The organism is Neorhizobium huautlense, assembly GCF_002968575.1.
In the GTDB taxonomy this organism is placed as follows: Bacteria; Pseudomonadota; Alphaproteobacteria; order Rhizobiales; family Rhizobiaceae; genus Neorhizobium; species Neorhizobium huautlense.
In genome coordinates this window covers 314,578-340,911 of sequence record NZ_PVBM01000003.1, presented here as the reverse complement: position 1 = coordinate 340,911, position 26,334 = coordinate 314,578, and the positions used below count along the sequence as shown (strand labels likewise).

General features: G+C 59.9%; 26 protein-coding genes. 20 read left to right on the top strand and 6 right to left on the bottom strand.

Translation table 11 applies throughout. The features are described 5' to 3' along the window. Positions 1–156 precede the first annotated feature (156 nt). Positions 157–1,206, top strand: a complete 1,050-nt coding sequence (locus C5L12_RS05605) for a glycoside hydrolase family 25 protein (protein WP_105371025.1) — start codon at positions 157–159, stop codon at positions 1,204–1,206. Positions 1,207–1,216: 10 nt separating this feature from the next. Here C5L12_RS05605 and C5L12_RS05600 read toward each other — a convergent pair whose 3' ends face one another. Both C5L12_RS05600 and C5L12_RS05595 read right to left on the bottom strand, forming a co-directional pair. Further along, entirely contained in the window at positions 1,217–2,170 is a 954-nt protein-coding gene (locus C5L12_RS05600) for an IS110 family RNA-guided transposase (RefSeq protein WP_205839309.1), read from the bottom strand. A gap of 253 nt (positions 2,171–2,423) precedes the next feature. After that, complete coding sequence (locus tag C5L12_RS05595) at positions 2,424–3,500, bottom strand: class I SAM-dependent methyltransferase (protein ID WP_105371024.1); 1,077 nt, start codon at positions 3,498–3,500, stop codon at positions 2,424–2,426. 144 nt (positions 3,501–3,644) lie between these two features. Between C5L12_RS05595 and C5L12_RS05590 the strand changes: the two genes are divergently transcribed. After that, entirely contained in the window at positions 3,645–4,691 is a 1,047-nt protein-coding gene (locus C5L12_RS05590) for a GlxA family transcriptional regulator (protein ID WP_105371023.1), read from the top strand. A 78-nt stretch (positions 4,692–4,769) separates the two neighbouring features. After that, positions 4,770–5,084: a hypothetical protein gene (locus C5L12_RS05585; protein WP_105371022.1), complete on the top strand. Its 315-nt coding sequence runs from the start codon at positions 4,770–4,772 to the stop codon at positions 5,082–5,084. A gap of 61 nt (positions 5,085–5,145) precedes the next feature. Here C5L12_RS05585 and gcvA read toward each other — a convergent pair whose 3' ends face one another. Next, on the bottom strand, positions 5,146–6,087 hold the full coding sequence (gene gcvA / locus C5L12_RS05580; protein WP_105371021.1) for a transcriptional regulator GcvA: 942 nt from the start codon (positions 6,085–6,087) through the stop codon (positions 5,146–5,148). Positions 6,088–6,250: 163 nt separating this feature from the next. On the opposite strand from gcvA, the gene speB reads away from it, so the two are divergent. From speB to C5L12_RS05525, 11 genes are all read left to right on the top strand, one after another. Further along, positions 6,251–7,309: an agmatinase gene (speB, locus tag C5L12_RS05575; protein WP_105371020.1), complete on the top strand. Its 1,059-nt coding sequence runs from the start codon at positions 6,251–6,253 to the stop codon at positions 7,307–7,309. 74 nt (positions 7,310–7,383) lie between these two features. Beyond that, positions 7,384–8,472 carry an ABC transporter substrate-binding protein gene (locus tag C5L12_RS05570; protein WP_105371019.1) on the top strand — a complete coding sequence of 363 codons (1,089 nt, stop codon included), beginning with the start codon at positions 7,384–7,386 and terminating at the stop codon, positions 8,470–8,472. A gap of 134 nt (positions 8,473–8,606) precedes the next feature. Beyond that, complete coding sequence (locus tag C5L12_RS05565; protein ID WP_105371018.1) at positions 8,607–9,644, top strand: ABC transporter ATP-binding protein; 1,038 nt, start codon at positions 8,607–8,609, stop codon at positions 9,642–9,644. Continuing rightward, positions 9,641–10,495: an ABC transporter permease gene (locus tag C5L12_RS05560; protein WP_105371017.1), complete on the top strand. Its 855-nt coding sequence runs from the start codon at positions 9,641–9,643 to the stop codon at positions 10,493–10,495. The genes C5L12_RS05565 and C5L12_RS05560 overlap by 4 nt, the downstream gene beginning before the upstream one ends. Beyond that, entirely contained in the window at positions 10,492–11,286 is a 795-nt protein-coding gene (locus tag C5L12_RS05555) for an ABC transporter permease (protein ID WP_105371016.1), read from the top strand. The genes C5L12_RS05560 and C5L12_RS05555 overlap by 4 nt, the downstream gene beginning before the upstream one ends. Beyond that, the gene (locus tag C5L12_RS05550) at positions 11,283–12,050 is read left to right on the top strand and encodes a carbon-nitrogen hydrolase family protein (protein ID WP_105371015.1); all 768 of its coding nucleotides are present in this window, start codon (positions 11,283–11,285) and stop codon (positions 12,048–12,050) included. The genes C5L12_RS05555 and C5L12_RS05550 overlap by 4 nt, the downstream gene beginning before the upstream one ends. Positions 12,051–12,166: 116 nt before the next feature. After that, positions 12,167–12,466 (top strand): hypothetical protein, encoded by a 300-nt coding sequence (locus tag C5L12_RS05545; protein WP_105371014.1) that lies wholly within the window; start codon positions 12,167–12,169, stop codon positions 12,464–12,466. A 136-nt stretch (positions 12,467–12,602) separates the two neighbouring features. Next, a complete protein-coding gene (locus C5L12_RS05540) occupies positions 12,603–12,983 on the top strand; it encodes a GFA family protein (protein ID WP_105371013.1) in 381 nt (126 codons plus the stop codon). Between the two features lie 38 nt (positions 12,984–13,021). Beyond that, on the top strand, positions 13,022–13,447 hold the full coding sequence (locus C5L12_RS05535; protein WP_105371012.1) for an HD domain-containing protein: 426 nt from the start codon (positions 13,022–13,024) through the stop codon (positions 13,445–13,447). Positions 13,448–13,522: 75 nt separating this feature from the next. Then, positions 13,523–14,302, top strand: a complete 780-nt coding sequence (locus C5L12_RS05530; RefSeq protein ID WP_105371011.1) for an SDR family oxidoreductase — start codon at positions 13,523–13,525, stop codon at positions 14,300–14,302. A gap of 134 nt (positions 14,303–14,436) precedes the next feature. Continuing rightward, a complete protein-coding gene (locus tag C5L12_RS05525) occupies positions 14,437–14,988 on the top strand; it encodes an isochorismatase family protein (RefSeq protein WP_105371010.1) in 552 nt (183 codons plus the stop codon). Here C5L12_RS05525 and C5L12_RS05520 read toward each other — a convergent pair. Further along, on the bottom strand, positions 14,985–16,574 hold the full coding sequence (locus tag C5L12_RS05520; RefSeq protein WP_105371009.1) for an ABC-F family ATP-binding cassette domain-containing protein: 1,590 nt from the start codon (positions 16,572–16,574) through the stop codon (positions 14,985–14,987). The genes C5L12_RS05525 and C5L12_RS05520 overlap by 4 nt on opposite strands. 1,401 nt (positions 16,575–17,975) lie before the next feature. Next, entirely contained in the window at positions 17,976–19,211 is a 1,236-nt protein-coding gene (gene pepT, locus C5L12_RS05510; protein ID WP_105371007.1) for a peptidase T, read from the bottom strand. Positions 19,212–19,423: 212 nt separating this feature from the next. Between pepT and C5L12_RS05505 the strand changes: the two genes are divergently transcribed. The 6 genes from C5L12_RS05505 to C5L12_RS05480 all read left to right on the top strand — a co-directional run bounded on the left by C5L12_RS05505 (position 19,424) and on the right by C5L12_RS05480 (position 25,859). Further along, a complete protein-coding gene (locus tag C5L12_RS05505; RefSeq protein WP_105371006.1) occupies positions 19,424–20,434 on the top strand; it encodes a LacI family DNA-binding transcriptional regulator in 1,011 nt (336 codons plus the stop codon). Positions 20,435–20,475: 41 nt separating this feature from the next. Continuing rightward, a complete protein-coding gene (locus C5L12_RS05500) occupies positions 20,476–21,750 on the top strand; it encodes an ABC transporter substrate-binding protein (protein ID WP_105371005.1) in 1,275 nt (424 codons plus the stop codon). An 82-nt stretch (positions 21,751–21,832) separates the two neighbouring features. Continuing rightward, complete coding sequence (locus C5L12_RS05495) at positions 21,833–22,684, top strand: carbohydrate ABC transporter permease (protein WP_105371004.1); 852 nt, start codon at positions 21,833–21,835, stop codon at positions 22,682–22,684. Continuing rightward, the gene (locus tag C5L12_RS05490) at positions 22,681–23,511 is read left to right on the top strand and encodes a carbohydrate ABC transporter permease (RefSeq protein WP_105371003.1); all 831 of its coding nucleotides are present in this window, start codon (positions 22,681–22,683) and stop codon (positions 23,509–23,511) included. Before C5L12_RS05495 ends, C5L12_RS05490 begins: the two co-directional genes overlap by 4 nt. 12 nt (positions 23,512–23,523) lie before the next feature. Next, entirely contained in the window at positions 23,524–24,582 is a 1,059-nt protein-coding gene (locus C5L12_RS05485) for an ABC transporter ATP-binding protein (protein ID WP_105371002.1), read from the top strand. Positions 24,583–24,602: 20 nt separating this feature from the next. Next, positions 24,603–25,859 (top strand): MGH1-like glycoside hydrolase domain-containing protein, encoded by a 1,257-nt coding sequence (locus tag C5L12_RS05480; RefSeq protein ID WP_105371001.1) that lies wholly within the window; start codon positions 24,603–24,605, stop codon positions 25,857–25,859. Between the two features lie 70 nt (positions 25,860–25,929). Here the strand turns inward: C5L12_RS05480 and C5L12_RS05475 are convergent, their stop codons facing one another. Beyond that, on the bottom strand, positions 25,930–26,331 hold the full coding sequence (locus C5L12_RS05475) for a response regulator (protein ID WP_105371000.1): 402 nt from the start codon (positions 26,329–26,331) through the stop codon (positions 25,930–25,932). Positions 26,332–26,334: the final 3 nt, after the last annotated feature.

The window sequence follows — 26,334 nt, the reverse complement described above, 5'->3', positions numbered from 1 at the left end:
AAGCCGCTGCAGCCGTTGGTGTTTCCCCAAGCGGGAATAAGAGAGAATTCAAGGGCCGGTAATTAAGATTGCATTCAGTGTTTTCCGGTAATTTTCCATTAGGTATTCCGTCGGCAGACGGGATGAGACTCCGGTTTATGTTGCGTACGGGTTGTCATGCGTCTAACGGTCTTGCCACTTTTCATCGCTGGCTTCGCACTTGCTGGCTGCACGTCCAGCTCAGGCTCGGAAAGCGCCGCTTCGGGCGTCGCCGCCAAGGAAACAACCGGCTCGGTCGTCCAACCGGCAGCGCCAGTGCCATCGGTCGGCGTCGGCAAGACCTCTCGAGTCGGCTCTCAGGCGCCACAAGCGGAGACGCTTGCGTGGTCTACCCCGGCACCAGGACCGCAGGCCTTCGTCCGCGAAACAACGGTCGGGATGCCGCTTCCCACGGAACGACCCGTTGCCACGCTGATGCCTGAAAGCCCCGCGATCGAACCGGCGCCGGGGCGCGGACGCATGCAGATCTACAGCCGCCGCTTTCGCGATGCCAAACCGATCAACTTCGGACGCGTCTCGCCGAAGGATTACGCCGTTCACGGCGTCGACGTATCGCGCTGGCAGGGCGATATCGACTGGACGAAACTCCGCATGCAAGGGGCGAATTTCGCCTATATCAAAGCGACCGATGGCGGCGACCATCTTGATCCGATGTTCAGGACGAATTGGCGCCGTGCCAAGGAAGCCGGCCTGAAACGCGGCGCCTACCACTTCTTCTACTGGTGCCGCACGGCGGGCGAGCAGGCGGAGTGGTTCATCCGCAACGTGCCGAGGGATCCGGACGCGCTGCCGCCGGTCATCGACGTGGAGTGGAACGGCGAATCCCGCTGCAAGCAACGCCTTGCGCGAAAGCGCGTGCTGGAGAAGATGCAGGTCTTCATGGATATGCTCGAACGTCACTACGGCCGGCGCCCGATCATCTATACGGCACCCGATTTCTACGAGGACAACCTCTCGGGCGAATTCCTGAACTACCCCTTCTGGCTGCGCGCCGTTGCCCAGCATCCCTCCAAGGTCTATCCGGGCCGCAAATGGGTCTTCTGGCAGTATTCCGGTTCGGGCCTGTCACACGGCGTCGACGGCAAGATCGACCTCAATGTGTTCCATGGCAGCGTAGAGCAGTGGCACAACTGGATCTCGCCGAGAACCGCGATGGCACAAAACTAAAGCAACGGTGTTAGGTGTCAATCGCGTTAGCGTGGTGTTCCCGCATTCTTGCGTTGAGGATGATGATCATCTTTCGCATGACGGCGACGAGCGCGACTTTGCCGGGTTTTCCTTTCGATTTCAGCTTTTCGAAGAAAGCTCTGATGTGGGGATCGAAGCGGATTGCCGGCAGGGCTGCGATGTAGAGGGCATCGCGAACCGGTTTTCGACCGCCGGCAATCATGCGCTTGCCGCGCATCTGGCCGCTGTCCCGGTTGAGCGGCGCGACGCCGATGAGCTTGGCGATCTGTCCTTTGTCCAGGCTTCCGAGTTCAGGCAGACCTGCCAGCAGGAAGCAGGCTGTGCGCAGACCAATGCCCTTGAGCGACATCATGACAGCGACCTTGCCCGAGAGCGCCTTATCCGCCTCGAGGCAGGCTGTCATCGCCTCGACAACCGCCTGGCGCTGGTCAAGCAGGAACTGTAGGCTTTCTTCGATCCAGACCCTCGTCTTGTCGTCGGCCCGGCTGGCCAGCTTCTCCCGGCGGTTTTTCTCCTGCACGATCATGTGTGACAGCTGCCTGTAGCGCGCCACCAGACTGACCATATTCATCTGGGCTGGAGAAGCTGGCAGGACAAGTTCGGTTTCCATCCGCCGACCGTAGTCGGCCAGGATGAAGGCGTCGATCCTGTCGGTCTTGGAGAGTTGGCCGCAGGCGCCGGCGAACTGTCGCACCTGTCTGGCATTGACGCGCGCCACCGGCATCCGCGCTGAAAGAAGCGCATCGAGCACACGGCGTTCGTAGCCGCCGGTGGGCTCCAGCAGGAAGCGCTCGATCCCTTTCAATGGCGCGACAAAGGCCAGGAAGCGGGCAACTCCTGCCGCCGTGTTGGCAAAGCTCGCCGAGCGGCTATCCGGCAGGATGCAGAGGTCAAAAGAGGATTTTGATATGTCGATGCCGACAAAACGACTAGTATAAGACATGAGGCAGGTCTCCCTTATACGCGAGCGCGAAGCTCCCTCAACGGTGCGACGATGCCTCGATGAGCGCAAAGGGTTCTGCTTTTTTGCGAACGAAGGTTCAGGGCGGCCAAGCCCAACCGCTTTGCCCTCAGCCATTGCGGTGTTGCGATCACCCCAATGACAAACGAGGCCGGAGCATCATAACAGACGCTCCGGCCTCTCAATGTATAAGGGCGGGATATTCTTTCCCGCCCCCGATCTCCTTCAGGTCAAGTCAAAGCCGCGCTTCAAGGATCAGATTGAACGGCGTTGCCATGGCCCGCCTGAAGTGGGTGAAACCTGCCTTGTAGAACAGATCCCGCAATCGCGCCTCGCCGGCTTGTGCCCCCAGCACGGTGCGGCCGCCGTCGGAAATGGCATGCGCACAGCAGATGGTTGTCGAGGCCGCGTAATAGAGGCGCGCGACGGGCGAAATATTGTCCTCCACGCGATCATTGGCAAAGGGCTCCACCAGCATCACGGTACCGCCAGGGGCGAGCATTCGTGCAGCGTGTTTTGCAGCAGCGAGCGGGTCGCCCATGTCATGGAGGCAATCGAAGAAGCAGATCAGGTCATAACCTGCCCCAGGATAGTCTTCCGCACGTGCCTGTTCGAACGTCGCCCTGTCTGCGACGCCCGCATCGGCTGCAATCTTCCTCGCCTCGAGAACGGATTTATGGTGCGTATCAAAACCCCGGAAGCGCGAGGCCGGGAAGGCTTCTGCCATCATGACCGTGGAATGGCCATAACCGCAACCGACATCGGCAACAGACGCCCCGGCCGTCAGTTTTTCGATGATGCCATCAAGCGAAGGCAGCCATTCAGGGACAAGACTGGCCTTGTAGGCGTTCCGGTAGAACGAAGCGACGCCGCAATAAAGACGGCCGTCGTGGTCTCCCCAGGGGATTCCGGATCCTGTCCGGAAGGCCTCAAGCGCCTTGTCCTCATCCGCCCACATGGAGGCCGGCACGGCCCAGGCGCCTGCGACGAAAACCGGGCTTTCGTCATTCGCAAGTACCAGCGCCTGTTCCGGGGTGAGTTCGAAACGATCCGTTGCGGCGTGGTAGGCGAGATAGCCGCCTGCGACCTGCGAGTTCAGCCACTCGCGCACATAGCGCTCCGCACAGGACGTGCGGTTTGCAAGCTCCCGCGAAGTCAGCGGGCCTGCACCTGCCATTGCCTTGTAAAGGCCGAGGCGGTTGCCGATGCTGATCATCACGCCTCCATAACCGGCGGAAAGATCCCCGATGGCACGGGAAACGATTGCGTCCAGCTTTGCCGGATCTATCGCAGTGCTCGTAACATAATCCATATTGCTATCTCCTTTTCATTCATCTGTTGTGATGATGACTGGAAGATCGCAGGTCAGGGGCTCGACCGGCAGAGCGGGAAACACCAAAATCGGGTCGTTTGGGCCACCTGGTTGCAGCGGCACGAATCGATATGGAGAAGGGTCATGTCGCGTGAGGCGACCGGAACGGATGTCAGGCCGATACATGTGAGCCTTGTGGCTATTCCCGACGCGGTGGTCTCGACGCTCAGCGGTGTGTTCGACGTTATGAACGCCTTTTCCGTTTTCCCGCCTCCGGGACCTGCAAGATCGCAACCTTTCGAAGTACAGATCGTCGGGCTTGAGGCGGGTCCGCTACCGCTGGCAAGTCGCGTGCCGATTACCGTGCAGCGGAGTATTGGAGAAATCGAAACTACCGAGATCATCATTGTTCCCTCCATATTGCTCGCAGCAGATGGCTGGCAGAAAGGTCGATATCCGCAGCTGGTTGCCTGGATACGCAGCATGCACGACAAGGGCGCCCTCCTGTGCTCGGCATGTTCCGGCATCTTCCTGCTGGCAGAAACAGGTCTGTTCGACGGCGCCGACGCCACCGTGCATTTCGGCTACGCCGATACCTTTGCGAAGACCTTTCCTAAGGTTTGCATCCATCCTGAACGGGTGCTGGTTGTCTCAGGCGACCGCGAGAATCTCGTTACGTCCGGCGCGTCGATGACATGGCACGACCTCGTTCTTTATCTGATTGCTCGTCATGCCGGAGCCGCAGCAGCGCAGGCTATTGCCCGCAGTTTTGCGCTTCAATGGCATCAGGACGGGCTTGCGCCTTACATCGTGTTCGAAGGGCGCAGGGACCACGGCGACACGGCCGTCAGATCGGCGCAGGATTGGATTGCTGCGCATTTCTCGGTTGCCAATCCGCTCGAAGAGATGATCCGCCATTCCGGGTTGACCGAGCGCACCTTCAAACGGCGCTTCACCAGTGCTTTAGGCATCAGCCCGCTCAGTTATGTTCAACGGCTGCGGATCGAGGAGGCCAAGCGCCGGCTGGAGCGTACGGATATGTCGGTCGACGAGATCAGCTGGCAGGTCGGATACGAAGAACCCGCCTTCTTCCGCCGCCTTTTCAAACGGGTGACCGGCCTTGCTCCGGCAGCTTACCGGAGGCGTTTTTCCATTCCTGATTTTGCCCGTTCAAGCCAGCGCTCCCGTTGAGCGACCATCTCCGATTGAAAGTTCCGGGAACAAATCGCGCGCCGAGGCATTGAAAGCCAGGCAGAAGGAGGAAGCATCATGACTTATGATCCCAATGACAGATTGAATGAACCTCGCACAACCCCCGGGGTGAACAACAATATGGAAGTTCGCCGCAGCTCCTCGTGGGTGCCGTGGGTAGCCGTGCTCGCCGTCATTCTTGTCGGCGCCTTCGTTTGGTCGCAGATGGGCAGTTCGCCCACCGATCCCCAAACCACCTCTTCAACCACGCCGCCGGCCGCCGACAACGCCTCTCCGGCCCCGGCTCCTGCAACTCCGGCTCCGCCGGCTGCCAATCCTGCTCCAGCAACACCGCCTGCCGGTGGTACTGGCGGGACCGGTACGCAGCCTTAAGCCTTCCGTTCTTCCGTGAACGAACTGAAGCCGCCCGACTTTGCCTCGGGCGGCTTCTTTTTTATGCTCTGCGCCCCCGCAGCAGCGTCCGAGCGGATGTTTGTGGCTCCGCAATCCGATCCGCTTCGAGCGAGGCAAATATCCAATCGATGAAGACGCGCACGATGGGCGTGGCACGCACTGCAGGACGGCAAGCGACATAGAAGGAATCGTTTGCTGCCACGCTCAAGTCGAAAGGAACCACGAGTTCGCCGCGGGCGATCAGATTGCTGGCGGTGATCGTGTCGCCAAGTGCAATGCCCTGTCCATGCAACGCGGCTTCCGTGGAGAAGCGGGCGTCTCCCATAAAATGCTGCTGCCGACGCGGCAGCTCGATGGCGTCCGCGGCCGAAAGCCAAGTATTCCACTCACGGCCATCCGCATCGCCGTGCAGCAAGACGTGGTCTTCGAGATCACGCATGGAGCGCAGCGGCCGGCTGTTCAAAAGCGTCGGGCTGGCGACTGGGAACAGTTGCAAATTGCTCCAGAGCCGTGTCCACGCGTCCGGCCAATTGCCGTCCCCATAGAGAATACAGACGTCCACGTCAGGTGAATGAAGCTGCGCCGGGTCATTGGAGGCGAAGATCTTCAGCCTGACGCCCGGAAATTGCTCCGTGAAGGTGTTGAGCCGCGGAACGATCCAGAAGGACAGGAGCGCCGGAACGCAGGTGATCGACAGCTCACCGCTTGTCGCAGGGCGCTTCATTTGCGCGGTGGCGGCAGCAATCTCGCCGAAGGCTTGAGTGACGGCGGGAAGCAGTAATGCGCCCTCAGATGTGAGTTTGAGCCGCTTGCCGCCGCGCTCGAACAAGGAAACGTTCAGCGACTCCTCCAGCGCTTTAATCTGGTGGCTGACCGCCCCATGAGTAACGTTTAACTCACGCGCCGCTGCCGAGACCGACCCGCTGCGGGCCGTCGCCTCGAAAGCGCGCAACGGATTGAGGGGCGGCAGCCGGCCGGTCATTTTGATCCTTATTGTGAGTTTTTCTCACACAAACCCCTAGAACAATCTCAATTGCTTTTCCAGTCTCTCCTGATTGATAATGATGAAAACGAGGGCGATTGCCCCATGGGAACAAAAATTAGGCTGCGTCCCCCGACGCGGCAGAAAAAAAGGCGAGGCATGCATGGCTTTCGACGGCAAGAAGCTCGAGGAATTGCGAGCCAAATATCTCAACAGCCACGGCGGCGAGATCTTCGATGCAAAATTCAGGAAGGTCGGCGAGAAGATCTTCAACAAGGCGGGTACGCGCGTTGCTCCCTATGCCGGAATACCGACGCTGCTTGACGCTCCCTACCTGCCGGTTGATGCACAAAACCCGGATTTCGGTGATCTGCAGGTGGCCATGATCGGCATGCCGATGGACCTCGGCGTCACCAACCGGCCAGGCTCACGCTTCGGGCCGCGGGCGTTACGCACGATCGAGCGGGTCGGCCCCTATAACCACGTCCTGGAATGCGCACCGGCGCATGAACTGAAGGTCGCCGATATTGGCGACGTGCCTTTCCGCAGCCGCTACCGGTTGGAAATGAGCCACGACGACATCGAGAAGCGGATCAATCAGATCGTTGATGCCGGCGTGCTGCCGCTGTCGGTCGGCGGCGATCACTCGATCACTCATCCGATCTTGAAGGCAGTCGGCAAGAGGGCTCCCGTCGGGCTCATCCATATCGATGCCCATTGCGATACGAGCGGCCTCTTCGACGAAACGAAGTTCCACCACGGCGGTCCCTTCCGCAACGCCGTACTGGATGGCGTACTTGACCCGACGCGCACGATACAGATCGGTATCCGCGGGGCGGCCGAATATCTGTGGGAATTCTCCTATGAGTCGGGCATGACAGTGATCCACGCGGAAGAAGTGACCGGCCTCCGTATTCAGGCGATCGTCGAGAAAGCCAAGGCGATCGTGGGCGACGGTCCGACCTATGTTTCCTTCGACATCGATAGCCTCGACCCGAGTTTTGCACCCGGTACGGGCACGCCTGAAATCGGTGGCCTCACCACCCGCGAAGCGCTCGAATTGATCCGCGGCCTGAAAGGCATCAACATTGTCGGCGGTGATGTCGTCGAGGTCGCGCCACAATATGACGCCACTCACAATACGGCGCATGCTGGCGCGCAGATGCTGTTCGAAATCCTGAGCCTGATGGTGTTCAGCCCTTCCGTGAAGGGCCGAAGCTGATTTAAAGTTCGATAGAAGAGTGGGAACAAGCCGGTCCAGGCCAAGAACCGTCCGGCAAACAAAGGAGAGACATCATGTCCGATATCTTCAACAACAAGATCGGCCGCCGTGCCGTGCTCGGCGGAGGGATCGCCGGTGCTTCCATGCTGGCCATGCCGGCCGTGCTGCGCGCTCAGGACAAGAGCCTGAAGGTCGGCGTATACGGCGGCTACTTCAAGGACTCTTTCGACAAGAACATTTTTGCCGACTTTACAAAGGCCAGCGGCATTGCTGTCGAATCCGTCGCGGAACCGACCGGCGAGGCTTGGCTGGTGCAGCTCGAGCAGGCCGCCAAAGCCGGTGCCGCACCTGCCGACGTCTCGATGATGTCGCAGGTCTCGATGCTGAAGGGCCAGTCCACCAATCTCTGGGCACCACTTGACCTCGCCAAAATTCCAAATGCGAAAAACCTGATCGACCGTTTCGTCAACAAATATCCCGACGGCAAGGTCGCAGGCATCGGTGCAGTCTCCTGGTACATCACGCTCGTGTCGAACACCGACGTGTTCAAGGAGGCACCGACATCCTGGGCCGCAATGTGGGAAAAGGACAAGGAAGACAAGCTCGGTCTGCTCGCCCTGGTGTCCAACTCCTTCCTTCTCGAAGTGACTGCCAAGACCTTCATGGGCGGCACCAAGGCGCTTGACACCGAGGAAGGCATTGTCAAGGCGCTTGAGAAGCTCGCCGAGCTGAAGCCGAATGTGCGCCTGTGGTATCGCGATGAGGCGCAGTTCGAACAGGCGCTGAAATCCGGCGAAATCCCGATGGGGCAGTACTACCACGATGTCACCGGTCTTGCCGCCGCGGATGGCAATCCGGTGCGCTCCACCTTCCCGAAGGAAGGTGGCATCCAGGATTCCGGCTGCTGGGCACTCTCACGCGCATCCAAGAAAACGGAAGAAGCTCACACTTTCATCAACTACATGTGCCAGCCGGCCATCCAGGCGATCTTGTCGCGCAAGGTCGGCACTGCTCCGACCATTAAGCGCGACCTGCTCGATCTAACCGCGGAAGAATTCGCCGCCGTATCTTCCGAAATCGAGCCAATCGTCCCGCGCTACGATCTGTATCAGACCAAGTCCGACTTCCTGAACCAGAAGTGGACCGAGATGATCGCGGGCTGACGGGAACCGCTTGTCTTCTGTGACGAGGGTTACGCTCAGGTTCGGGAACGGCTAACATCGGCCGCAGCCGCTTAATCCCTCCCCCTTGAGGGGAGGGTCCCCCACCACTCGCCGAGCCGATTGACGAGAGCAAAATGTCCGGATTGATCCTTGAGCATGTGACGAAGCAATTCGGCACTTTCACCGCAGTCAACGACGTGAGCCTCGCGGTGGCGGACGGCAGCTTCGTCTGCCTTCTCGGCCCCTCGGGCTGCGGCAAGACCACGCTGATGCGGATGATCGCCGGCCTGGATTTGCCGACCGGCGGCTCAATCAGGCTCAGCGGCGCCGACATCACCCAGGTGCCTACCCATAGGCGCGATCTCGGCATGGTCTTCCAGTCATTGGCGCTCTTCCCCCATCTGACGGTCGGCGAAAATATCGCTTATTCGCTGCGCATCCGGGGCGCGGACAAGGACGCGCAGAAGAAGCGCGTCGACGAACTTCTGGCGATGATCCATCTGCCGGGTTTCGCCGACCGCTCGGTCAACAAACTCTCGGGCGGCCAGCGCCAGCGCGTCGCGATCGCCAGGGCGCTTGCGATCTCGCCAAAACTTTTCCTGCTCGACGAACCGCTGTCGGCGCTGGACGCCAAGCTTCGGGAAGCGATGCAGGTTGAACTGCGCCAGTTGCAGCAGCGGCTCGGCATCACCACCATCGTCGTCACCCACGACCAGCGCGAAGCGATGACAATGGCCGACACGGTCGTGGTGATGAACGGCGGCGAGATCCGGCAGGCGGCCGCGCCAGTTGATATCTACCGCCGCCCGGCCGACAGCTTCGTTGCGGACTTCATCGGCCAGACCAACCTCCTGCCATTCGAAACCGACAGCACCGGCCGCGCCGCCGTGCTCGGAACATCTATCGAAGGACTGGCTCCGCTCACCGGACCGGAGAAGGGTCTGCTTTCGGTGCGTCCCGAAGACGTTCAACTGGCGCCCGCAGGCAATGGCTTGATTCCTGGGACAGTGACCTTCGTGCGCGACCTCGGAGGCACGATCGAGACATTCGTGGAGGCAGGCGGCCAGCAGGTGATTGCGGTTTCTTCGCCGCGAAACCGGCCAGCGGTTCACGTCGGTCAGACGGTCGGCATCAAGCTCGATCCAGCGACAAGCGTGGTGCTCGCCAAATGAGACGTGAACCGCCGCAACGCCTAGGCGATTACGGGCCGCTGTTCTTCCCGGCCGGCATGCTGACCCTGTTTTTCGTGGTGCCATTTGCCACGATGATCGCCGTTTCATTTTTCCAACGCCAACAAGGCGGCTTTTATACGCCGGCCTTCGTGCTAGACAACTATGCGAGGTTCCTGAGCCTCTTCTTCGGCAAAGTCCTCGGCTTTTCCCTGTTTCTCGCCGTCGCGGTCGCCATTGCCTGCGTCGTCGTCGGGGTGCCCTTCACCTATCTGCTCGCTCGCTCCTCACGCAAGACGCAGATCGCCTGGCTGGTCGCGCTGCTCTCCATCCTTTCCCTTTCAGAGGTGATGATCGGTTTTGCCTGGTCGACGCTTTTTTCGCGCACTGCCGGCATCACCAATCTCTTCGTCTGGCTGGGATTGATGAGCCAAGCCCAGGCCCTGACGCCAAGCTTTGGTGCGGTGATGACCGCCATGGCCTACCAGGCGTTCCCCTACACTGTCCTCGTCCTTTATCCAGCCCTGGTCCGGCTTGATCCGACGCTTTCGGAAGCTGCGCGTACGCTTGGTGCTTCGCCGGCAAAGGCCTTTTTTACCGTTGTTGTGCCAGCCTTGCGCAACACCATCCTCGCAACGCTGATCATGGTCTTCATCTTCGCGCTTGGCTCCTATCTGCTGCCGCAACTTTTGGGGCGGCCGCAACATTGGACACTCTCGGTTCTCATCACAGACCAGGCAATCTATCAGTCGAACATGCCGTTCGCTGCCGCAATGGCAGTTTTCCTGGTGCTGGTGTCGCTCGCACTGGTCGGCCTTGCAGTTTATGCCGGACGGCAGAAGGAGGCGAAATGACAGCGCTGCGCCGCCTGCTGTTCTTCGTCGTCGGTCTGTTTTTGGCCTTGCCTCTGATCGTCGTTGCCGGCGTTTCGATCAATCAGCGGCAGACGCTTGCTTTCCCGCCTCAAGGCTTTTCGCTCTCCTGGTACGCCCAGATCTTCACCAATCCAGAATGGCGCAACGCCCTGGTCGCCTCGCTGACGCTGGCGGCCACATCAGCCCTGCTGGCACTGCTGATCGCCCTGCCGCTCGCCTGGTTCCTGTGGCGCCGCCTGGCGCCCTGGGCCAATATCTTCCAGCTTCTCGGGGTCGCCCCCTTCACGCTACCACCCGTCATCACGGCGCTTGGTCTCCTTACCTTCTGGGCGACAACCGGCTTTTATGGTCAGTCCTGGACGGCGGTCATCAGTCACGGGATTTTCTTCGTCACTCTGCCGCTTGTGACACTGTCCCTCGGCTTTTCAGCCATCGATCGCTCTCTGGTCGAGGCGGCAGCGACAATGGGCGCCGACGATCGGACGATTTTCCGTACCATCGTTCTGCCGCTCATCCTGCCGTATATCGTCTCCGGTTACGCCTTCGCCTTCGTGCTGTCGCTCAACGAATATATCGTGGCCTACATGACGATCGGCTTCACCATGGAAACGCTGCCCATCAAGATTTTCAACGCGTTGCGCTATGGATATACGCCGACCATGGCTTCGGTGACGGTGCTGTTCCTGGTCATTGCGGCGGTCATTTTCGGTCTGGTGGCACGGTTCGGTGACCTACCGAAACTGCTCGGTGCTCTCTCGGAGGACAAATGAAAATCGCCGGCTTTCAGATGGAGCCGGTCGTCGGCGATATCGAGGCAAACCTCGACAAAATTGCAGGTGCCGCGGCAAAAGCTGCACAAGAAGATGCCAGGCTGCTTATCGCTCCGGAACTGGCATTGACAGGTTACGGTGCCGCTGAAGCCTTTCCCGAACTCGCCACACCCGCTCACGGACCGGTGACGGATAAACTGTCGGAGATTGCCGCCGTGCATGGGATTGCCATCCTTGCGGGCTTTGCGGAGAAGGCGTTTGAAAACACCTTCAACAGTGCCTTCTTTACCGACGGCAAGGGACAGACGGCGGTCTACCGCAAATGCAATCTCTACGGGCCCTATGAACGGAAATGGTTCCGTCAGGAAGACCCACGCGAGGTTCTGGCGGATATCAGCGGCATCCGGATCGGGTTCCTGATCTGCTACGACGTGGAATTCCCCGAAAACGTGCGTCGTCTCGCCAAGGCGGGCGCCGATCTTGTCGCTGTACCGACGGCGCTGCCGGCCGGTTCGTCGGGGGATTTTATCACCGAACACATGATTAAGGTGCGCGCTTTCGAAAACCAGGTTTTCGTGGCCTACATCAATCATTGCGGCTCCGATCCGCTCTTTTCCTACGCTGGCCTGTCGTCCATCGCCGCGCCGGACGGCAAGCTGCTGGGGCGAGCATCGATCACCGACGAGGCACTGATCTTTGCTGATATAGACCCTTCGGTCTACGCTCGCTCGCGAGCGGAAAACACGTACCTTGCCGACCTGTGATCACGGCCGCTTGCATCAGTCCCGCCTACTCGTGCCACTTCTGGATGGAACGGTTTACTTTTTCGTCAGTTAGCTAAGCGTCATCAGTGGCGGGTAGGGACCAACGGAGAAAGACCATGCTCAAGATAATCTCGATATCTCTTCTGTCACTTGGACTGGCGACGAGCGCCTTTGCTCAAAGCAGCGGCGGCGGCAATGCGCAGGACCAGCCTGGTGATCCTTTGAATAAGGTCAACCCAGGTGCGACACATGCGCCACAAGCCACCGACGATATGACCACCCACAGCACGCGCACCAACTGTGCGCCCAATCTGCAAACGAAGAGCACCTCGAACATGCCGGACAAGACCGGTAATACCAACGTCACGGCAGGTGAGGCTGGTGCCAATACAAGCGGCCAGTCGTCGGATTGCTGAGGTGTTGACTGATAGACGAAAAGGTCGGCGTGAGCCGGCCTTTTTTTGATGGCCGGCACAAGCGTCCGTCGGGCTTTCCATTATTGGGTTCCCGCCCTACCTGCATTCGTCGGACGAACGGATAAGGAGGAAGCCGATGATAGTCCGGTCAGGCAGCTGCCTCTGCGGCAAGGTGACATACAGCGTGAGGGACGCTCCTCTTCGCATCGGCCTTTGCCACTGCGTCGACTGCCGCAAGGAAAGCGGCTCGAGCTTCGTTACCTTCGGCCTCTGGCCGCGGAACGCCTTTAAAAGCTCGGGCGATGTGCGATATTTCCGCGGCCGCGGTTTCTGTCCGGATTGCGGTTCGCGTGTCTTTAACGAGAGCGACGGAGACGCCGTGGAGATCCGTGTAGGGTCGCTCGACATGGCGCCTTCCGATCTCGAACCGACCTACGAAATTTGGGTGAAGCGTCGGGAAAATTGGTTGCGTGCGCTTCCGATCGCTCAATACGAGCAAGATCGAGACAGAGAGTAGCGGGACGCCTCGCTGGCACTCCATCAAAGGGGTTTTTCATGCCGCAGAGGGATTTGCTTGCAAGAGCGATCGCGATCGCCGTTGACGCACATGAGGGACAATCGTCCAAGACCGGGGGCCCGTTCATCGAACATGTGCGACGAGTGGCCGAACAAGTTTACGGAAGCGACGAAAAGCTTGTCGCTTGGCTGCACGATGTCGTCGAGAAAGGACCGGGCTGGTCATTGGATCGCCTGCGCCAGGAGGGTTTTCCTGAACAGATCGTCGCGGCAGTGGATGCATTGAGCAAACGCGACGGCGAGGACTATTTCGAATTTGTCCGGCGTTCCATCTCCAACTCGCTTGCACGGCCCGTCAAGCGCGCTGATCTGAACGATAATCTGGCTCAGGCAAAACAAATGGGGGGAGAGATATCCAAATTTGTCGAGGGTCTGCGCATCCTTGATGAGCAATATCCACGCTGAGCGGCGGAACCTTGGGCCGCCTCCCTCGTTCGTTTCCGCGCAGCACGCGCTGGCATTGACCGACAGGATGGGCTCATGGAATTTCGATCTGAAGTGGCTCTGGTGACAGGCGCGGGTTCGGGCATCGGCAAGGCGGCAGCGATCAAGCTTGCAGCTGAAGGCGCCAAAGTCGGCGTGCTTGGGCATACGAAGGAAGAAATCGACAGGACCGTCGATGACATAAGAAATGCAGGCGGCGAGGCTGTCAGCCTGGAAGCGGATGTGTCGGACGAATCTCAGATGCGCGAAGCCGTAGACAGGCTGGCGAAGACTTTTGGGCGCATCGATATTGTAGTCGCAAATGCGGGAATCAACGGCGTTTGGGCTCCGATCGACGACCTGAAACCGCAAGAATTTGACAAGACGATCGCGATCAACCTGCGCGGCACCTATCTGACGTTCCACACCGCGGTGCCGTATCTGAAAAGACAGGGCGGCTCTGTGATCGTCGTCTCTTCGATCAACGGCAATCGCACCTTCAATACACCGGGCGCCACGGCCTATGTCGCGACCAAGGCGGCACAGGTAGCCGTGGTGCAGCAACTCGCCCTGGAACTCGGCAAGCATGGAATTCGGGTCAATGCGGTCTGCCCGGGAGCAATCGATACGAACATCAATGATAACACGACCGTGCGCAGCGAAAAAGATACGGCGGTCCCGGTCAAATTCCCGAAAGGTGATATTCCGATAACCGGCGGCAAGGCAGGAGAAAGCGAAGACGTGGCCGAAGTCATCCTGTTCCTGGCGTCCAGCCGTTCGCGGCATGTCACAGGCGTACCTATTTTCGTCGATGGCGGGCAAGGCCTGCTGAGATAGGTCACGCGGCATTCAATAACGGCTAACCGGTTGTCTCGAGACGCTGCCCTTGGACCGTAGCGACGCCTTCGCTCTTGAAACTCCCGTTGCAGGCAAACTAGTATCAACCGATATGAGGCTGCGAAGGTACTGCTATGCCGATCAAACCGAAATCCGGAAAGGCTCCGATCATCGTCATCGATCTTCAGACTGGCATGTTTGACGGCGTTGCCGATCCACCTCTCAATGAGGCTGACCGTCTGGTCGAACGGGCGAGAGCCATCTTGGACTGGGCTCGCCGGCAGGGTCGAAGGATCGCTTTCATCCGCCATGATGGGCCTCCAGGCGACCCCCTGGCGCCCGGCGAGCCCGGCTGGCCCGTCTGGCCCGCGCTTGGCCAGGCCGACGACGAGCCGACCTTCTCGAAAAGCGTTGGTGATGCCTTCAGCAATCCTGATCTCGGCCGCTGGATCGAGGAGCAGAACGCGCCCGAAGTGGTGTTGCTTGGAGCGCAGACGGATTTTTGCGTCGCGGCAACGGTGAAAGGCGCCCTATCAAACGGTTTCAGGGTCACGGTCATTTCGGATGCGCACAGTACGCTCGACCAGCCGGACGAGGCGGCATCGGCAATCATCAACCGCTACAATGCACAGTTCGCCGAGGCCGGCGTCAATCTCGTGACGACCGCCAGCTTCACTGAAATCTAGGGCCCGATACCGAGTGCGAGCCGACGGGTAACACCGATCTCATTCAGAAACATTTCATCATGGCTGACCACCAGAAGCGCGCCATCATAGACGCGCAATCCGGCTTCCACCGCAGCGATGGAATCGATGTCAAGGTGATTGGTCGGCTCATCGAGGACGAGCAGCGATGGCGGCTCCAATCCACCGAGCACGCAGGCAAGGCCTGCACGCAGCACCTGCCCACCCGACAACGAGCCGACAACCTGTAAGGCAGCGTCGGCGCGAAACATGAAGCGCGCCAGCGCCGCCCGGCGGGCGTTTTCATCCGCGCTAGGATTGAGCCGCCTGAAATTGTCTCGGATCGTCGATGTGGGATCCAGGAGGCTTACCTGTTGGTCGAGCATGGCGGTCTTCACCATTACCTTTATTGTGCCCGAAAACGGGTGCAATCGGCCGGTAACGAGCGACAACACCGTGGTCTTGCCCGATCCATTCGGGCCTGTTACGGCGATGCGCTCCGGCCCGATGATTTCGAAGGAGAGTTTGCTCAGGACCGGAACGTCCGGAGCGTAACCCGCGGTGACGTTCTCCATCCTCAGCACAGTCTTGTTCCCCGGCAGGCCAGTCGGCGAAAACGTGACCAGAAGCGGCTGGAGAATCTCGATTTTTTCCCGCGCCAAAGAAATATCCCGGATTGCCTGACCCCGGCGGCGCTCGGCAAGCCGGGCATTCTCACCGCTGGTGTTGTCCGCCTTGCGTTTTAGGCCGCCCGCCGCGATGCGCGGCATATCTCCCCTCGCCGCCTTCTTTTTTCCAACGCTGTCGCGTCGCGCCTTGCGCTCCGTCGTTTCCTGAACGGTGCGGTTGACCTCTGCCATTCGCTTTTCGGCATCTGCAAGATCATGTTCTGCGGTCGCCAGCGCCAATGTCTTCCGCTCCCGGTAATGGCTCCAGTTGCCGCCGTAGCGATTGGCGCCGAGCCACGTCAGCTCGAAGATCGCATCGACGGTCTCGAGCAGTTCGCGGTCGTGGCTGACGATGATCGCCCCATCTCGCCACTGGCAGAGAAAATCGATCACAGCCCGCCTGCCGTCACGGTCAAGATTGTTGGTCGGTTCATCGAGGATGAGGAAATCCGGTTTGGCGAAGATCAACGCCGCAAGCCCGGCGCGGGTGCGCTGGCCGCCCGAGAGGGTCTGGAGCGGCGTTTGCGCATTTGCGTCCAACCCGGCGCGCGCCAAGGCCTCCGCCATACGCGCTTCCAGCATCCAGTCGGCCCGGGCGAGTTCGTCTGCCGTCGCCTCGCCGTGTTCGGCCCGGGCGAGGAGGCAGAGTGCTGCACGTGTGCCGAACAGATCGGCGATCGTCTCATGGGGTCCGACCTGTACGCTCTGATGTAACATGCCGAATGTGCCGGAGATGGACACTGCGCCGGAAGCGGGCGAAAGCTCGCCCGTGATAAGCTTCAGGAGTGTCGTCTTGCCGACGCCGTTACGACCGACAAGCCCGGCCTGTTCTATTCCGAAGCTGAGGTTCAGGTTTGAGAAAAGCGGCCGACCGTCAGGCGTGGACCACGAAAGATTGGACAGAGTGATGGAAGCAGGCATGGACAGACCTCCGGATTGCAAGGCGAAGCGGCATTGCGATCGGATTGATATCCATGGTTGACCATCCTGTCGGTGTTGCGGATGGTCGGAAGCTAGGTCGGAAATGCGGCTGGTTCAAGGTGGATGAAGGCACGCAACGGCCTTCCATTCCCGCCGCCGGGTGTGTTCGCCGAAAGCTTAAACCGGTTTGGGACAAGGAAAAAGTTCGTCGGGGTTGGCCGTTGCTAAGGGCGAAAGTCCTACGATGGGCCGCGACCTTCGGACCGAAGTCCCATACGGGGAACCCTCTCCGGAGTTGCGGTGTTTAGGCTGCAAGTACGCGAAGCCCACTCTCAGCGCCACATTGCATCGGCTTCGCCCATAGTGGCGCATGAAAACTGGGGAACCCGTCGCCTTGCGCGGCGGGTTTCCTCATCGTGCCGTCGCATCAGCGGCCCGCTGGCAAGTCAACTTGCATGTCTCCGACAAGTGGCTCGTCATTGGCGTCGTCATTGAGTGCGGAAATGCTCAACACGCATGCGACGAGCCCGGCGACAAGTAGCAACCCATAAGGCATCGGTGTTTCTCCTGTGCCCCCGAGACCGAGTACACGCGGGAAAACCTAACGTTTCGGCAAGGAACGTGGTTAACGGGCCGATAAAGGAGCCGTTCTGGCACACATGGCGCTTGGCTCGTACGTCGTCTTTACTCTCAGTCCATGTTGGAGGCGAGGAGGTCGCCAGATGTGGCGGCCTCCTGGTCGGCTCGTTAATTCGAAGGAGCCGGCGTAGCCGGTGCTGGACTTGCTGGCGGGGTCGTCCCCGTCGAGGCTGGAGGTGTTGCTGGAGCGGTAGCTGTCCCGGCAGGCTCTTGGGATCCTGGCATGAACATCATCACGGCTATGATGATGACTATGACTGCAACGATACCGATTATCACGTTTCTATTCATGAATGCTCCTCCGTAAGCCTTTAGTGGCTCCCGGTGAGTTAGATCGGACTGCGCATTTGTCCACCCGCCGCCTTATTACAGCGGCCTTTTTCATTCTCGCGATTGGGTCTGGCCTCCATCTCGGCCGAGATACCCAATGCCAGATAAGCAGGGAGGACGCCATGCCGCGGCGCCCCAGCAACCTGATGTCGGGGGCAGATCAATATTTGCTTCGGGCGTGGCGCGGGATGCAGGCGATCAATAAAAAAGAGGACCGAAGCGATTTTCGCCTCGGTCCTCGTTGGCCCCCGCCATGTGTTGCGCCTCTTATCGCCGGAATGTGACTATGCGGCAATCCCGGGTTTTCACCTGCGCTAAACGATACGTGGAATCCCTATGCCGTTCTCGTTCGCGGCACATAGCGCAAACCCTTTTGCAATCGCCTTGTTCTCAGTCGCGACCAAGGCGGCGAGGTCAGCGGTCCACCGCGTCTTAAGCCCGCTCCTCCCAGAGCTTGGCAAGCTCGACGATGGTCTTCACCGCCTTTTCCATGTCCTGGCTGCTGACGAATTCGAGCGGCGAATGGAAGGCGTGACCGCCGGCGAAGATGTTCGGGCAGGGAAGCCCCATGAAGGAGAGCCGCGAACCGTCCGTGCCGCCGCGGATGCTGCCGCGAACCGGCTCCATGCCGGCCCGGCGGATCGCTTCGACCGCATAGTCCACGATCTCGGGATGCCTGTCGAGCACTGCTTTCATGTTGCGATACTGCTCCTTCACCGTAAAGGTGAAGCTCGAGCCCGGATAAGCGGCCAGCACCTCCCTGGTGATCTTTTCGAGCAACGCTTCCTTGGTCTTGAGGCCTTGCTCCGTGAAATCCCGAATGATGAAACTCAAGTTCGCCCTTTCCATCACGCCGGAAATGCCCGTCGGATGGATGAAGCCGTCGCGGCCCCTGGTGGTCTCCGGCGCCAGGTCCTTCGGCAAACGGTCGATGATCGCACCGGCGATGCGGATGGCATTCTCCATCTTGCCATAGGCAAATCCCGGATGGATCGCGACCCCCCTGATGTCAATCTCGACTGCATCGGCGGAAAAGGTCTCGTCTTCGATCGTCCCGGCAGTTTCGCCATCGAGCGTATAGCCGAAATCGGCGCCGAGCTTCGCCAGGTCCACCTTGTCGACACCGCGGCCGATCTCCTCGTCGGTTGTAAAGAGGATACGGATCGCGCCGTGCTTAATGTCGGGATTGTTGATCAGGAACTCGGCGGCCGACATGATCTCGGCAATGCCGGCCTTGTCGTCGGCGCCCAGGAGCGTCGTACCATCGGACGTGACGATGTCATGGCCGATCAGGTCCTTCAGCACCGAGTGTTCGGAAACCCTGATGACCTGGGTTTGGTCGCCGACAAGCCGGATATCGCCGCCCTGATAGTTTTTGACAATCTGCGGCTTAACACCGGTGCCGGAAAAATCGGGTGCCGTGTCCATATGGGCGGTGAAGCAGACGACGGGCACATTGTTCTTCGTGGTGGTCGCCGGAATCGTTCCGTAGACATAGCCGTGCTCATCGAGATGCGCGTCACTCACCCCGATCGCCAGCAGTTCCTCAACCAGCAATCTGCCGAGGTCCTTCTGCTTCATGGTGGAAGGCTGGGTCGGCGACTTGGCATCCGACTGGGTATCGATGACGACGTAACGGAGAAAACGATCGGTAACGCTATCGGCCATGGCTGAAAATCCAATCTAGCAAAACAGAAGGATGAGTTTTAGCGGGCGGAGTCGGTCAGGTGAATGGGCGCCGCGCCGATTTTTCTCCTTATTGTTCCCGCCCCCCTGTCCGTCGATCATCTTCCCCGCACCATTCCCCTCAATCCAAAACGTTTTGGCTTGACTCCCAAAACGTTTTGGAGAATCGTCTTGGTCGTTCTGGGAGTGAGAAGTTGGCCAACCTAAAGCAGCTTGCGCAGTCGCTCGGATTGTCGATCACCACGGTTTCCCGCGCACTCGACGGTTACGCGGATGTTTCCGCCGCGACCCGTGAGCGCGTCCGCGATGCTGCAGAAAAGGCGGGGTATCGGCCAAATGCTTCTGCCCGCAGACTTCGCCGGCAACGCGCCGAACTGGTGGCGGTTACGCTTCCGAGCGACCCCGGCCATATCGGCCCGCCTCACTTCCTCGATATGCTCTCGGGCTGTGCCGAACATCTCGCTGCCGCCGGCCTCAACCTGGTCATCGCGCCCGTTCCGCGCGGCGAAAGCGAACTCGAAATTTGCCGCCGTTTCGTCGACGGACGGCGCGTCGATGCCATGTTGCTCGTCCGCACCAAGCGTAAGGACGAGCGCGTGGAATTCCTGCAGTCCCGTGGCATTCCTTTCGTCACCAACGGCCGCACCGAAAGCCCAGTGCCTCATCCCTATATCGATGGCGACGGATTTGCGGGCTTCCATGCCGCGACACTGCGGTTTCACGCAGACGGCCATCAACGGATCGGCCATATCGCGGGGCCTCAGGAGTATTATTTTGCGCATGTGCGCCGTATGGGTTGGCAAGCGGCGATGCAGAAGGTCGGCCTTCAGGCCAGTCTTTGCTGCGAAGGTCCGCCAACAGAACAAGGCGGATATCTTGCAGCACTCAAGCTCCTGAGCCAGCCTTCCCGCCCCACCGCGCTTATTTGCGCCACCGACGAGATGGCGATCGGCGCGCTCCGTGCGCTCCGTGAGGTCGAGGGCGGAAGTCAGATCGCTATCATCGGTCACGACGACCTTTCAATGGACGCCTTTACCAGTCCACCGCTCTCGACCATGCGCATGACTGGAGGGAACCTCGGCGCGAGCTTCGCTTCCTTGCTGCTTCGCGCCATTGCCGGGGAACCGGCAGAGGATCTCCAGGAACTTCACCCGATCGAGTTTGTCGACCGCGACAGTCACCGCCGCCCACCGATTGCAGCATAAGCAGCAGCACAGCTTACAGAAAGAAACTGGAGGAGGAGAATATGAAACGTATCGTATCATTTGGAATTCTGGCTTCCACCGTGCTGGCTTTCGCCTCACCGGTGCTTGCCCAGACGATTTTCGTGTCGACCCAGCTTCGCCCGATCGAAGAGGCGACCGTCGTTCGCGAGGAGCTTTTGCAAGACGTTGGCGACGTCGATTATGTGGTGGAAGAACCGCCACAATTTGCGGTGCGAATGGAGGCAGAGCGTCAGGCCGGGAAACATACCGTGAGCCTCGTCGGCGCCTTGCATGGAGAGCTTTCGCCGCTCGCCGACAAGAACGCACTGGAGCCCCTCGACGATCTGGCAAAAAAGCTTGCCGCTGGCGGCATGCCGCAGGCGGTCCTTGATCTCGGCAAGCTTGGAAAACCAAACCAGCAATATATCCCGTGGATGCAGGCGACCTATGTGATGGCTGCCCGCAAGGAAGCACTTCAATATCTGCCGGCCGGCACGGACGTAAACGCGCTGAGTTACGACCAGCTGATCGAGTGGGGCAAGAAGCTGCAGGAGGCCACTGGCCAGCCGCAGATTGGCTTTCCCGCAGGACCAAAAGGCCTGATGGCCCGCTACTTCCAGGGTTATTTCTATCCGTCCTTCACCGGCGGTGTGGTGCGTACCTTTCAGGGCGCCGAGGCGGCGGCCGGCTGGGAAAAACTGAAGGCCCTCTGGGCCTTCGTAACCCCCAATTCGACCAACTACGACTTCATGCAGGAGCCGCTGGCTGCCGGCGAAGTCATGGTCGCCTGGGATCATATCGCGCGGCTGAAGAATGCCATTTCCGCTTCGCCTGATGACTATGTCGTGTTTCCGGCGCCCTCTGGGCCAAAGGGGCGGGGTTATATGCCGGTTGTCGCGGGGCTTGCAATTCCCAAAGGCTCACCGGACAAGGCTGGGGCAACAAAGGTCATCGAGCATCTCACGACGCCCGATGTGCAGCTCCTGACTGCTTCACGAGTGGGCTTCTTTCCGACACTGAACGTCAAGCTGCCGGAAGACCTTGATCCCGGCGTGGCCCTGCTTGCCGGAGCGGTGACGGCCACGCAGACATCCAAGGACGCCTTGATCTCGCTGCTTCCCGTCGGGCTCGGCGACAAGGGCGGCGAGTTCAACAAGGTCTACATGGACGCGTTCCAGCGCATCATCCTCCGCAACGAGCCGGTGGGCGACGTTTTGAAGGCCCAGGCCGCGACGCTCACCAAGCTGATGGCCGACACGAAGGCTCCCTGCTGGGCACCAGATGCCAAAAGCGACGGTCCCTGCCCCGTCCAATAATGCCTTTCAAGGCCGAACTGGCGGCCGGGCGCAAATGCCCGGGCGCTCACCCTGAAACGATGGCTTTAGGAGGCGGGAGCTGATGACCAATGATCGCCGCTGGATTCCCTATCTTCTGATCCTGCCGTCCGTCGCCTTTCTGGCGTTGCTCTTCATCGTGCCGCTGGTGCAGACAATATGGCTCGCGGTGTCGGACAATGGCGCCCTTTCGCTAGCCAATGCCGACCGCATGGTGAACGACATCAACTTCACACGCTCGCTCAGGAATACCTTCCTGCTGACCCTGATGGTCGTGCCGGTCCAGATCGCTATCGCGCTGGTGATGGGTTCGATGGTCGCGAAAGTCGGGCGCGGACGTGAAACCATCCTCTGGATCTGGACGATTCCGCTCGGTATTTCCGACCTGGCGGCAGGCCTGGTCTGGCTGTCGATCCTGCAGAACACGGGTTACCTGAATTCCGTGCTCTTCGGGTTTGGGATTATCGAGCGGCAAACAGGATGGCTTTCCTACCAGACACCGGTGGCACTTTTCTTCGCCATTGCCGTCGCCGAGATCTGGCGCGGCACGGCAATCGTCATGGTCATCATCGTCGCGGGGCTGAACCAGGTGCCGAAGGAATTCAGGGAAGCCGCCGAGATCTTCGGTGCAGGACCCTGGACGCGCTTCTGGCGCATCACGCTTCCGCTCATCCGGCCGGCGCTGCAATCGGCACTGATCCTGCGGACGGTCCTCGCTTTCGAGGTCTTCGCCGTCGTCTATGCGCTCGGTGGGCGCAATTTCCCGGTCCTGGTGGGGGAGGCTTATAACTGGCAGAACCAGAACCAGAACTACAGCGTCGCAGCGGCCTACGCGGTGTTAATCATGGTCATCTCGCTCGCCGCAACCCTCGTTTACCTCAAGGCAATCAAAGTCGATCCGGAGCGCCTGCCATGAGTTCGACAAAACCCGCAGGTTTTATTTCTTCCCGCCGATGGCTCCTCTGGAGCGGCATAGCAGCACTCTGCGCCTGGGTTCTGGTGCCGATCTATCTGGTTGCCCTTGGGGCGCTTGGCGGACGCCAGGGCGTCTATCAATGGCCGAAGACCGGCCTTCCGATCGGTATCTCGATCGACCCATTCGTCCTGTTCCTGAAGACGGAAGGCGTCGTGCAGTCCTTTCTAAACTCACTGGCAGCGGCGGGGATTACGGTTGCGCTCTCGATCCTGCTTGGGGCACCGGCGGGCTACGCACTTGCGCGCTATAATTTCTTGGGAAAAGACAGTTACCGCCTGCTGGTCTTGCTCACGCGCGCTTTTCCGCTGGCGATCCTGGCGCTGCCGCTGACTGTTTCCTTCATCAGGCTCGGCCTCTACGACACGGTGGTCGGGGTTGGCTTGATCCATACCGTGCTGGCATTGCCGTTTGCAGCACTCGTCACGCAAGGGATCTTTCTCGGCGTCCCAAAGGAACTGGAAGAGGCAGCCTGGGTATTTGGATGCACGCGTATCCAGGCTTTCTTCAAGGTCGTGGCTCCGTTGGCGCTTCCGGGCATCGTGGCAACTGCCGTTTTCGCTTTCGTCATCTCCTGGAACGAAGTCTTTGCCGCCTCTGTGCTGACGGTCCGAAACCGGACCTTGACGGCCTATCTGCTGACGGTTCTGTCGGAGAGCCCGATGCATTATCGCTTCGCCGGCGGCCTCATGCTCATTCTCCCATCGGTCGTCTTCATATTCGCGGTCAGGCGCTACCTCTTCGCGATATGGGGCATTTCCTCCAAATAACGGGACCTCTCCATGGCCAATATTGTGATCGACCGTATTCGGAAAAGCTTTGGCGCCTTCGAGGCCCTGAAAGAGGTCTCGCTGACGATCCACGACGGCGAGTTTGTGTCGCTGCTCGGTCCCTCCGGCTGCGGCAAGACCACGCTGTTGCGCATTATCGCCGGACTTGAAACGGCAACCTCCGGCGACGTACGGATTGGCGACAACTCAATCATCGGCCTGCTTACCAAAGACCGCGGTCTGGCCATGGTCTTCCAGAACTACGCGGTCTTCCCGCATATGACCGTCTATGAAAACGTAGCGTTCGGTCTGCGCATGCAGAAAGCCGATGACCTCCGTGTAAAAGCGCAAGTCGAGAAGGCTGCCGGCCTTCTCCATATCGAGCCCTATCTCGATCGCTATCCTAACAAATTATCCGGCGGCCAACGGCAACGCGTCGCCGTCGCCCGCGCCCTTGCGGTCGAGCCCAGGGTCCTGTTGATGGACGAGCCGCTTTCAAACCTCGATGCGCTGTTGCGACTGGAAATGCGCACCGAACTCAAAACCGTCCTGCAAGCGGCCGGCACAACGACGGTTTACGTCACGCACGACCAGACCGAGGCGATGGGCCTGTCCGACCGCATCGCGGTAATGCATGGCGGTGTCGTCGAACAGATCGGCAGTCCTGTGGAGATCTACAATCGTCCAGCAACACGCTTCGTCGGCGGTTTCATCGGGAATCCGCCGATGAACTTTATCAAGGTTGCGGTCTCAAACGGCCAGGTTGCGGCTGGCGGCGAGCAAATTTCAGCGCCGAAGGACGCCGGGTACGAAGTCATCCTCGGCATGCGCGGTGAGGCTGTCGAACTGGCGCCGCTGTCTACCGGTCTTGAGATGAAGGTTCGCGTTGCCGAGCCTATGGGCTCGCATCTGCTGCTCACCGGCTCGATTCACGACCAGCCGGTCCGCGTCGTCCTGCCCGCATCGGAGACTGTGAAAAGCGGCGACACGATCGGTCTGAAACTCGATCGCAACCGCATTACCTGGCTTTCGCCCGAGAGCGGCAAAGCCTATCCGGCACTGACGGCTTAAGAAATCTCGGAGTACCCGGCATGAACATGCATATCAATGAGGCTAAGCGGATTCTCGTCGCCAATGATCGCGGCGGTTATACGGTTCCCACGGACCGGCTCTACCCCTTCCAATGGAATTGGGATTCCGCCTTCGTCGCCATGGGATTTGCACTTTATGACGCCGAGCGGGCTTATCGCGAACTCGAACGATTGGTCGAGGGCCAGTGGGCGGACGGCATGATCCCGCATATCGTCTTCCACCAGCCGAGTGACACCTATTTTCCTGGCCCGGATGTCTGGCGTACGAGCCATATGATCCCGACCTCTGGGATCACTCAGCCGCCGGTCTTCGCGATCGCCTTGCGCAAAGTTTTCGAAGCAGCAGGCCCGCAAGCCAGATCCCGCACCATCCCCCTCTACGAAGCGGCCCTGAAATGGCACCGCTGGTGGTATTCAGCGCGAGATCCGGAGGGCACTGGCCTCGTTGCGTTGCTTCACCCCTGGGAGAGCGGTAGCGACAATTCTCCCGCCTGGGACATCGCGCTCGCCCGCGTGCCAATCACGACTGACACGCCCGTGGTACGCAGGGACACCGGTCACGTGAATGCCGAAATGCGCCCGCGTGACGAGGACTATAGTCGCTTCATCCATCTCGTCGACACCTATGCCGCCTGCCGCTGGAATCCAGCAAAGCAGTGGCAGAAGGCGCCGTTCAAGGTCGCCGAAATCCAGACCACGGCGATCCTCTTGAAGGCGGGGGAGGACCTCGAATACCTTGCACGCTTGTTTGGCAGGAGTGCGGAAGCGGATGCGATCGCCGCGCTCAACGATCGTACCCGCAGAGCATTGATCCGCCAGTGGCGGCCGAAGCTTTCCCGCTTCGTCTCACGCGACCTCATCTCGGGCGAGGATATCGAAGCGGCTACGCAAGCCGGGTTTATTCCTCTGCTCGCGCTTGACCTCGAAGCTCCGGTTGCCGATGCTCTGGTCAATGAGATGAGCGCCTGGTCCGAAGGTCTCAAGGTCGCCTTTCCGACCACCAGACCGGGCATCGTGGGCTGGGAGCCGAAGCGCTACTGGCGTGGCCCGGCCTGGGCAATCATCAATTGGCTGCTGATCGACGGGCTGAAGCGAAACCGTTATACGGACGCGGCCGAGGACCTGCGAAGGTCGACTATCGCCGCGATCGAATCCGAAGGATTTGCTGAATATTTCGACCCGGTAACAGGAGAAGGCTGCGGCGGCCTCGGGTTCTCCTGGACTGCTGCCGCCTATCTGTGGCTGATAAGCACCTGACACGTGAGCAAAATCGCAGCGGCGGCCATGACGAGTTTCTACCCTCGCCGCCGCTCGACATCTCCAAGGCCTAAAAGCCCCGGCCGGCCTTTCGGTTATTCTCGATTCGCGTGAGGCAACCCGTCACCTTCGCCATCAGCAGATCAAAATCGATCGGCTTCGTCAGATAGGCTTCGGCGCCCCCCCGCAGTCCGGAGAGAACATTTTCCCGATCCGTCAGAGCCGTCAACATGATGAAGGGGGTGTCGGCGAAGTCAGGATAATTGACCTGAATCTCGGCCAGAAGTTCGTGGCCGCTCATGACCGGCATGGAGATATCGCAGATCACGAGATCCGGCCATTTGGAGACCAGAAGATCCAGCCCCTCCTGACCATTGGCGGCCTGAAGGGTCGAGAAACCGGCATCCTCCATCTCCTCGACCAGGAGCTGACGGATATCATGCTCGTCGTCTATGCATAAGATCGTGGTCATTGT

Coding starts and splice junctions, on each gene's coding strand:
- C5L12_RS05605 (WP_105371025.1), top strand. CDS start 157: ATGCGTCTAACGGTCTTGCCACTTTTCATCGCTGGCTTCGCACTTGCT.
- C5L12_RS05600 (WP_205839309.1), bottom strand. CDS start 2,170: ATGTCTTATACTAGTCGTTTTGTCGGCATCGACATATCAAAATCCTCT.
- C5L12_RS05595 (WP_105371024.1), bottom strand. CDS start 3,500: ATGGATTATGTTACGAGCACTGCGATAGATCCGGCAAAGCTGGACGCA.
- C5L12_RS05590 (WP_105371023.1), top strand. CDS start 3,645: ATGTCGCGTGAGGCGACCGGAACGGATGTCAGGCCGATACATGTGAGC.
- C5L12_RS05585 (WP_105371022.1), top strand. CDS start 4,770: ATGACTTATGATCCCAATGACAGATTGAATGAACCTCGCACAACCCCC.
- gcvA (WP_105371021.1), bottom strand. CDS start 6,087: ATGACCGGCCGGCTGCCGCCCCTCAATCCGTTGCGCGCTTTCGAGGCG.
- speB (WP_105371020.1), top strand. CDS start 6,251: ATGGCTTTCGACGGCAAGAAGCTCGAGGAATTGCGAGCCAAATATCTC.
- C5L12_RS05570 (WP_105371019.1), top strand. CDS start 7,384: ATGTCCGATATCTTCAACAACAAGATCGGCCGCCGTGCCGTGCTCGGC.
- C5L12_RS05565 (WP_105371018.1), top strand. CDS start 8,607: ATGTCCGGATTGATCCTTGAGCATGTGACGAAGCAATTCGGCACTTTC.
- C5L12_RS05560 (WP_105371017.1), top strand. CDS start 9,641: ATGAGACGTGAACCGCCGCAACGCCTAGGCGATTACGGGCCGCTGTTC.
- C5L12_RS05555 (WP_105371016.1), top strand. CDS start 10,492: ATGACAGCGCTGCGCCGCCTGCTGTTCTTCGTCGTCGGTCTGTTTTTG.
- C5L12_RS05550 (WP_105371015.1), top strand. CDS start 11,283: ATGAAAATCGCCGGCTTTCAGATGGAGCCGGTCGTCGGCGATATCGAG.
- C5L12_RS05545 (WP_105371014.1), top strand. CDS start 12,167: ATGCTCAAGATAATCTCGATATCTCTTCTGTCACTTGGACTGGCGACG.
- C5L12_RS05540 (WP_105371013.1), top strand. CDS start 12,603: ATGATAGTCCGGTCAGGCAGCTGCCTCTGCGGCAAGGTGACATACAGC.
- C5L12_RS05535 (WP_105371012.1), top strand. CDS start 13,022: ATGCCGCAGAGGGATTTGCTTGCAAGAGCGATCGCGATCGCCGTTGAC.
- C5L12_RS05530 (WP_105371011.1), top strand. CDS start 13,523: ATGGAATTTCGATCTGAAGTGGCTCTGGTGACAGGCGCGGGTTCGGGC.
- C5L12_RS05525 (WP_105371010.1), top strand. CDS start 14,437: ATGCCGATCAAACCGAAATCCGGAAAGGCTCCGATCATCGTCATCGAT.
- C5L12_RS05520 (WP_105371009.1), bottom strand. CDS start 16,574: ATGCCTGCTTCCATCACTCTGTCCAATCTTTCGTGGTCCACGCCTGAC.
- pepT (WP_105371007.1), bottom strand. CDS start 19,211: ATGGCCGATAGCGTTACCGATCGTTTTCTCCGTTACGTCGTCATCGAT.
- C5L12_RS05500 (WP_105371005.1), top strand. CDS start 20,476: ATGAAACGTATCGTATCATTTGGAATTCTGGCTTCCACCGTGCTGGCT.
- C5L12_RS05495 (WP_105371004.1), top strand. CDS start 21,833: ATGACCAATGATCGCCGCTGGATTCCCTATCTTCTGATCCTGCCGTCC.
- C5L12_RS05490 (WP_105371003.1), top strand. CDS start 22,681: ATGAGTTCGACAAAACCCGCAGGTTTTATTTCTTCCCGCCGATGGCTC.
- C5L12_RS05485 (WP_105371002.1), top strand. CDS start 23,524: ATGGCCAATATTGTGATCGACCGTATTCGGAAAAGCTTTGGCGCCTTC.
- C5L12_RS05480 (WP_105371001.1), top strand. CDS start 24,603: ATGAACATGCATATCAATGAGGCTAAGCGGATTCTCGTCGCCAATGAT.
- C5L12_RS05475 (WP_105371000.1), bottom strand. CDS start 26,331: ATGACCACGATCTTATGCATAGACGACGAGCATGATATCCGTCAGCTC.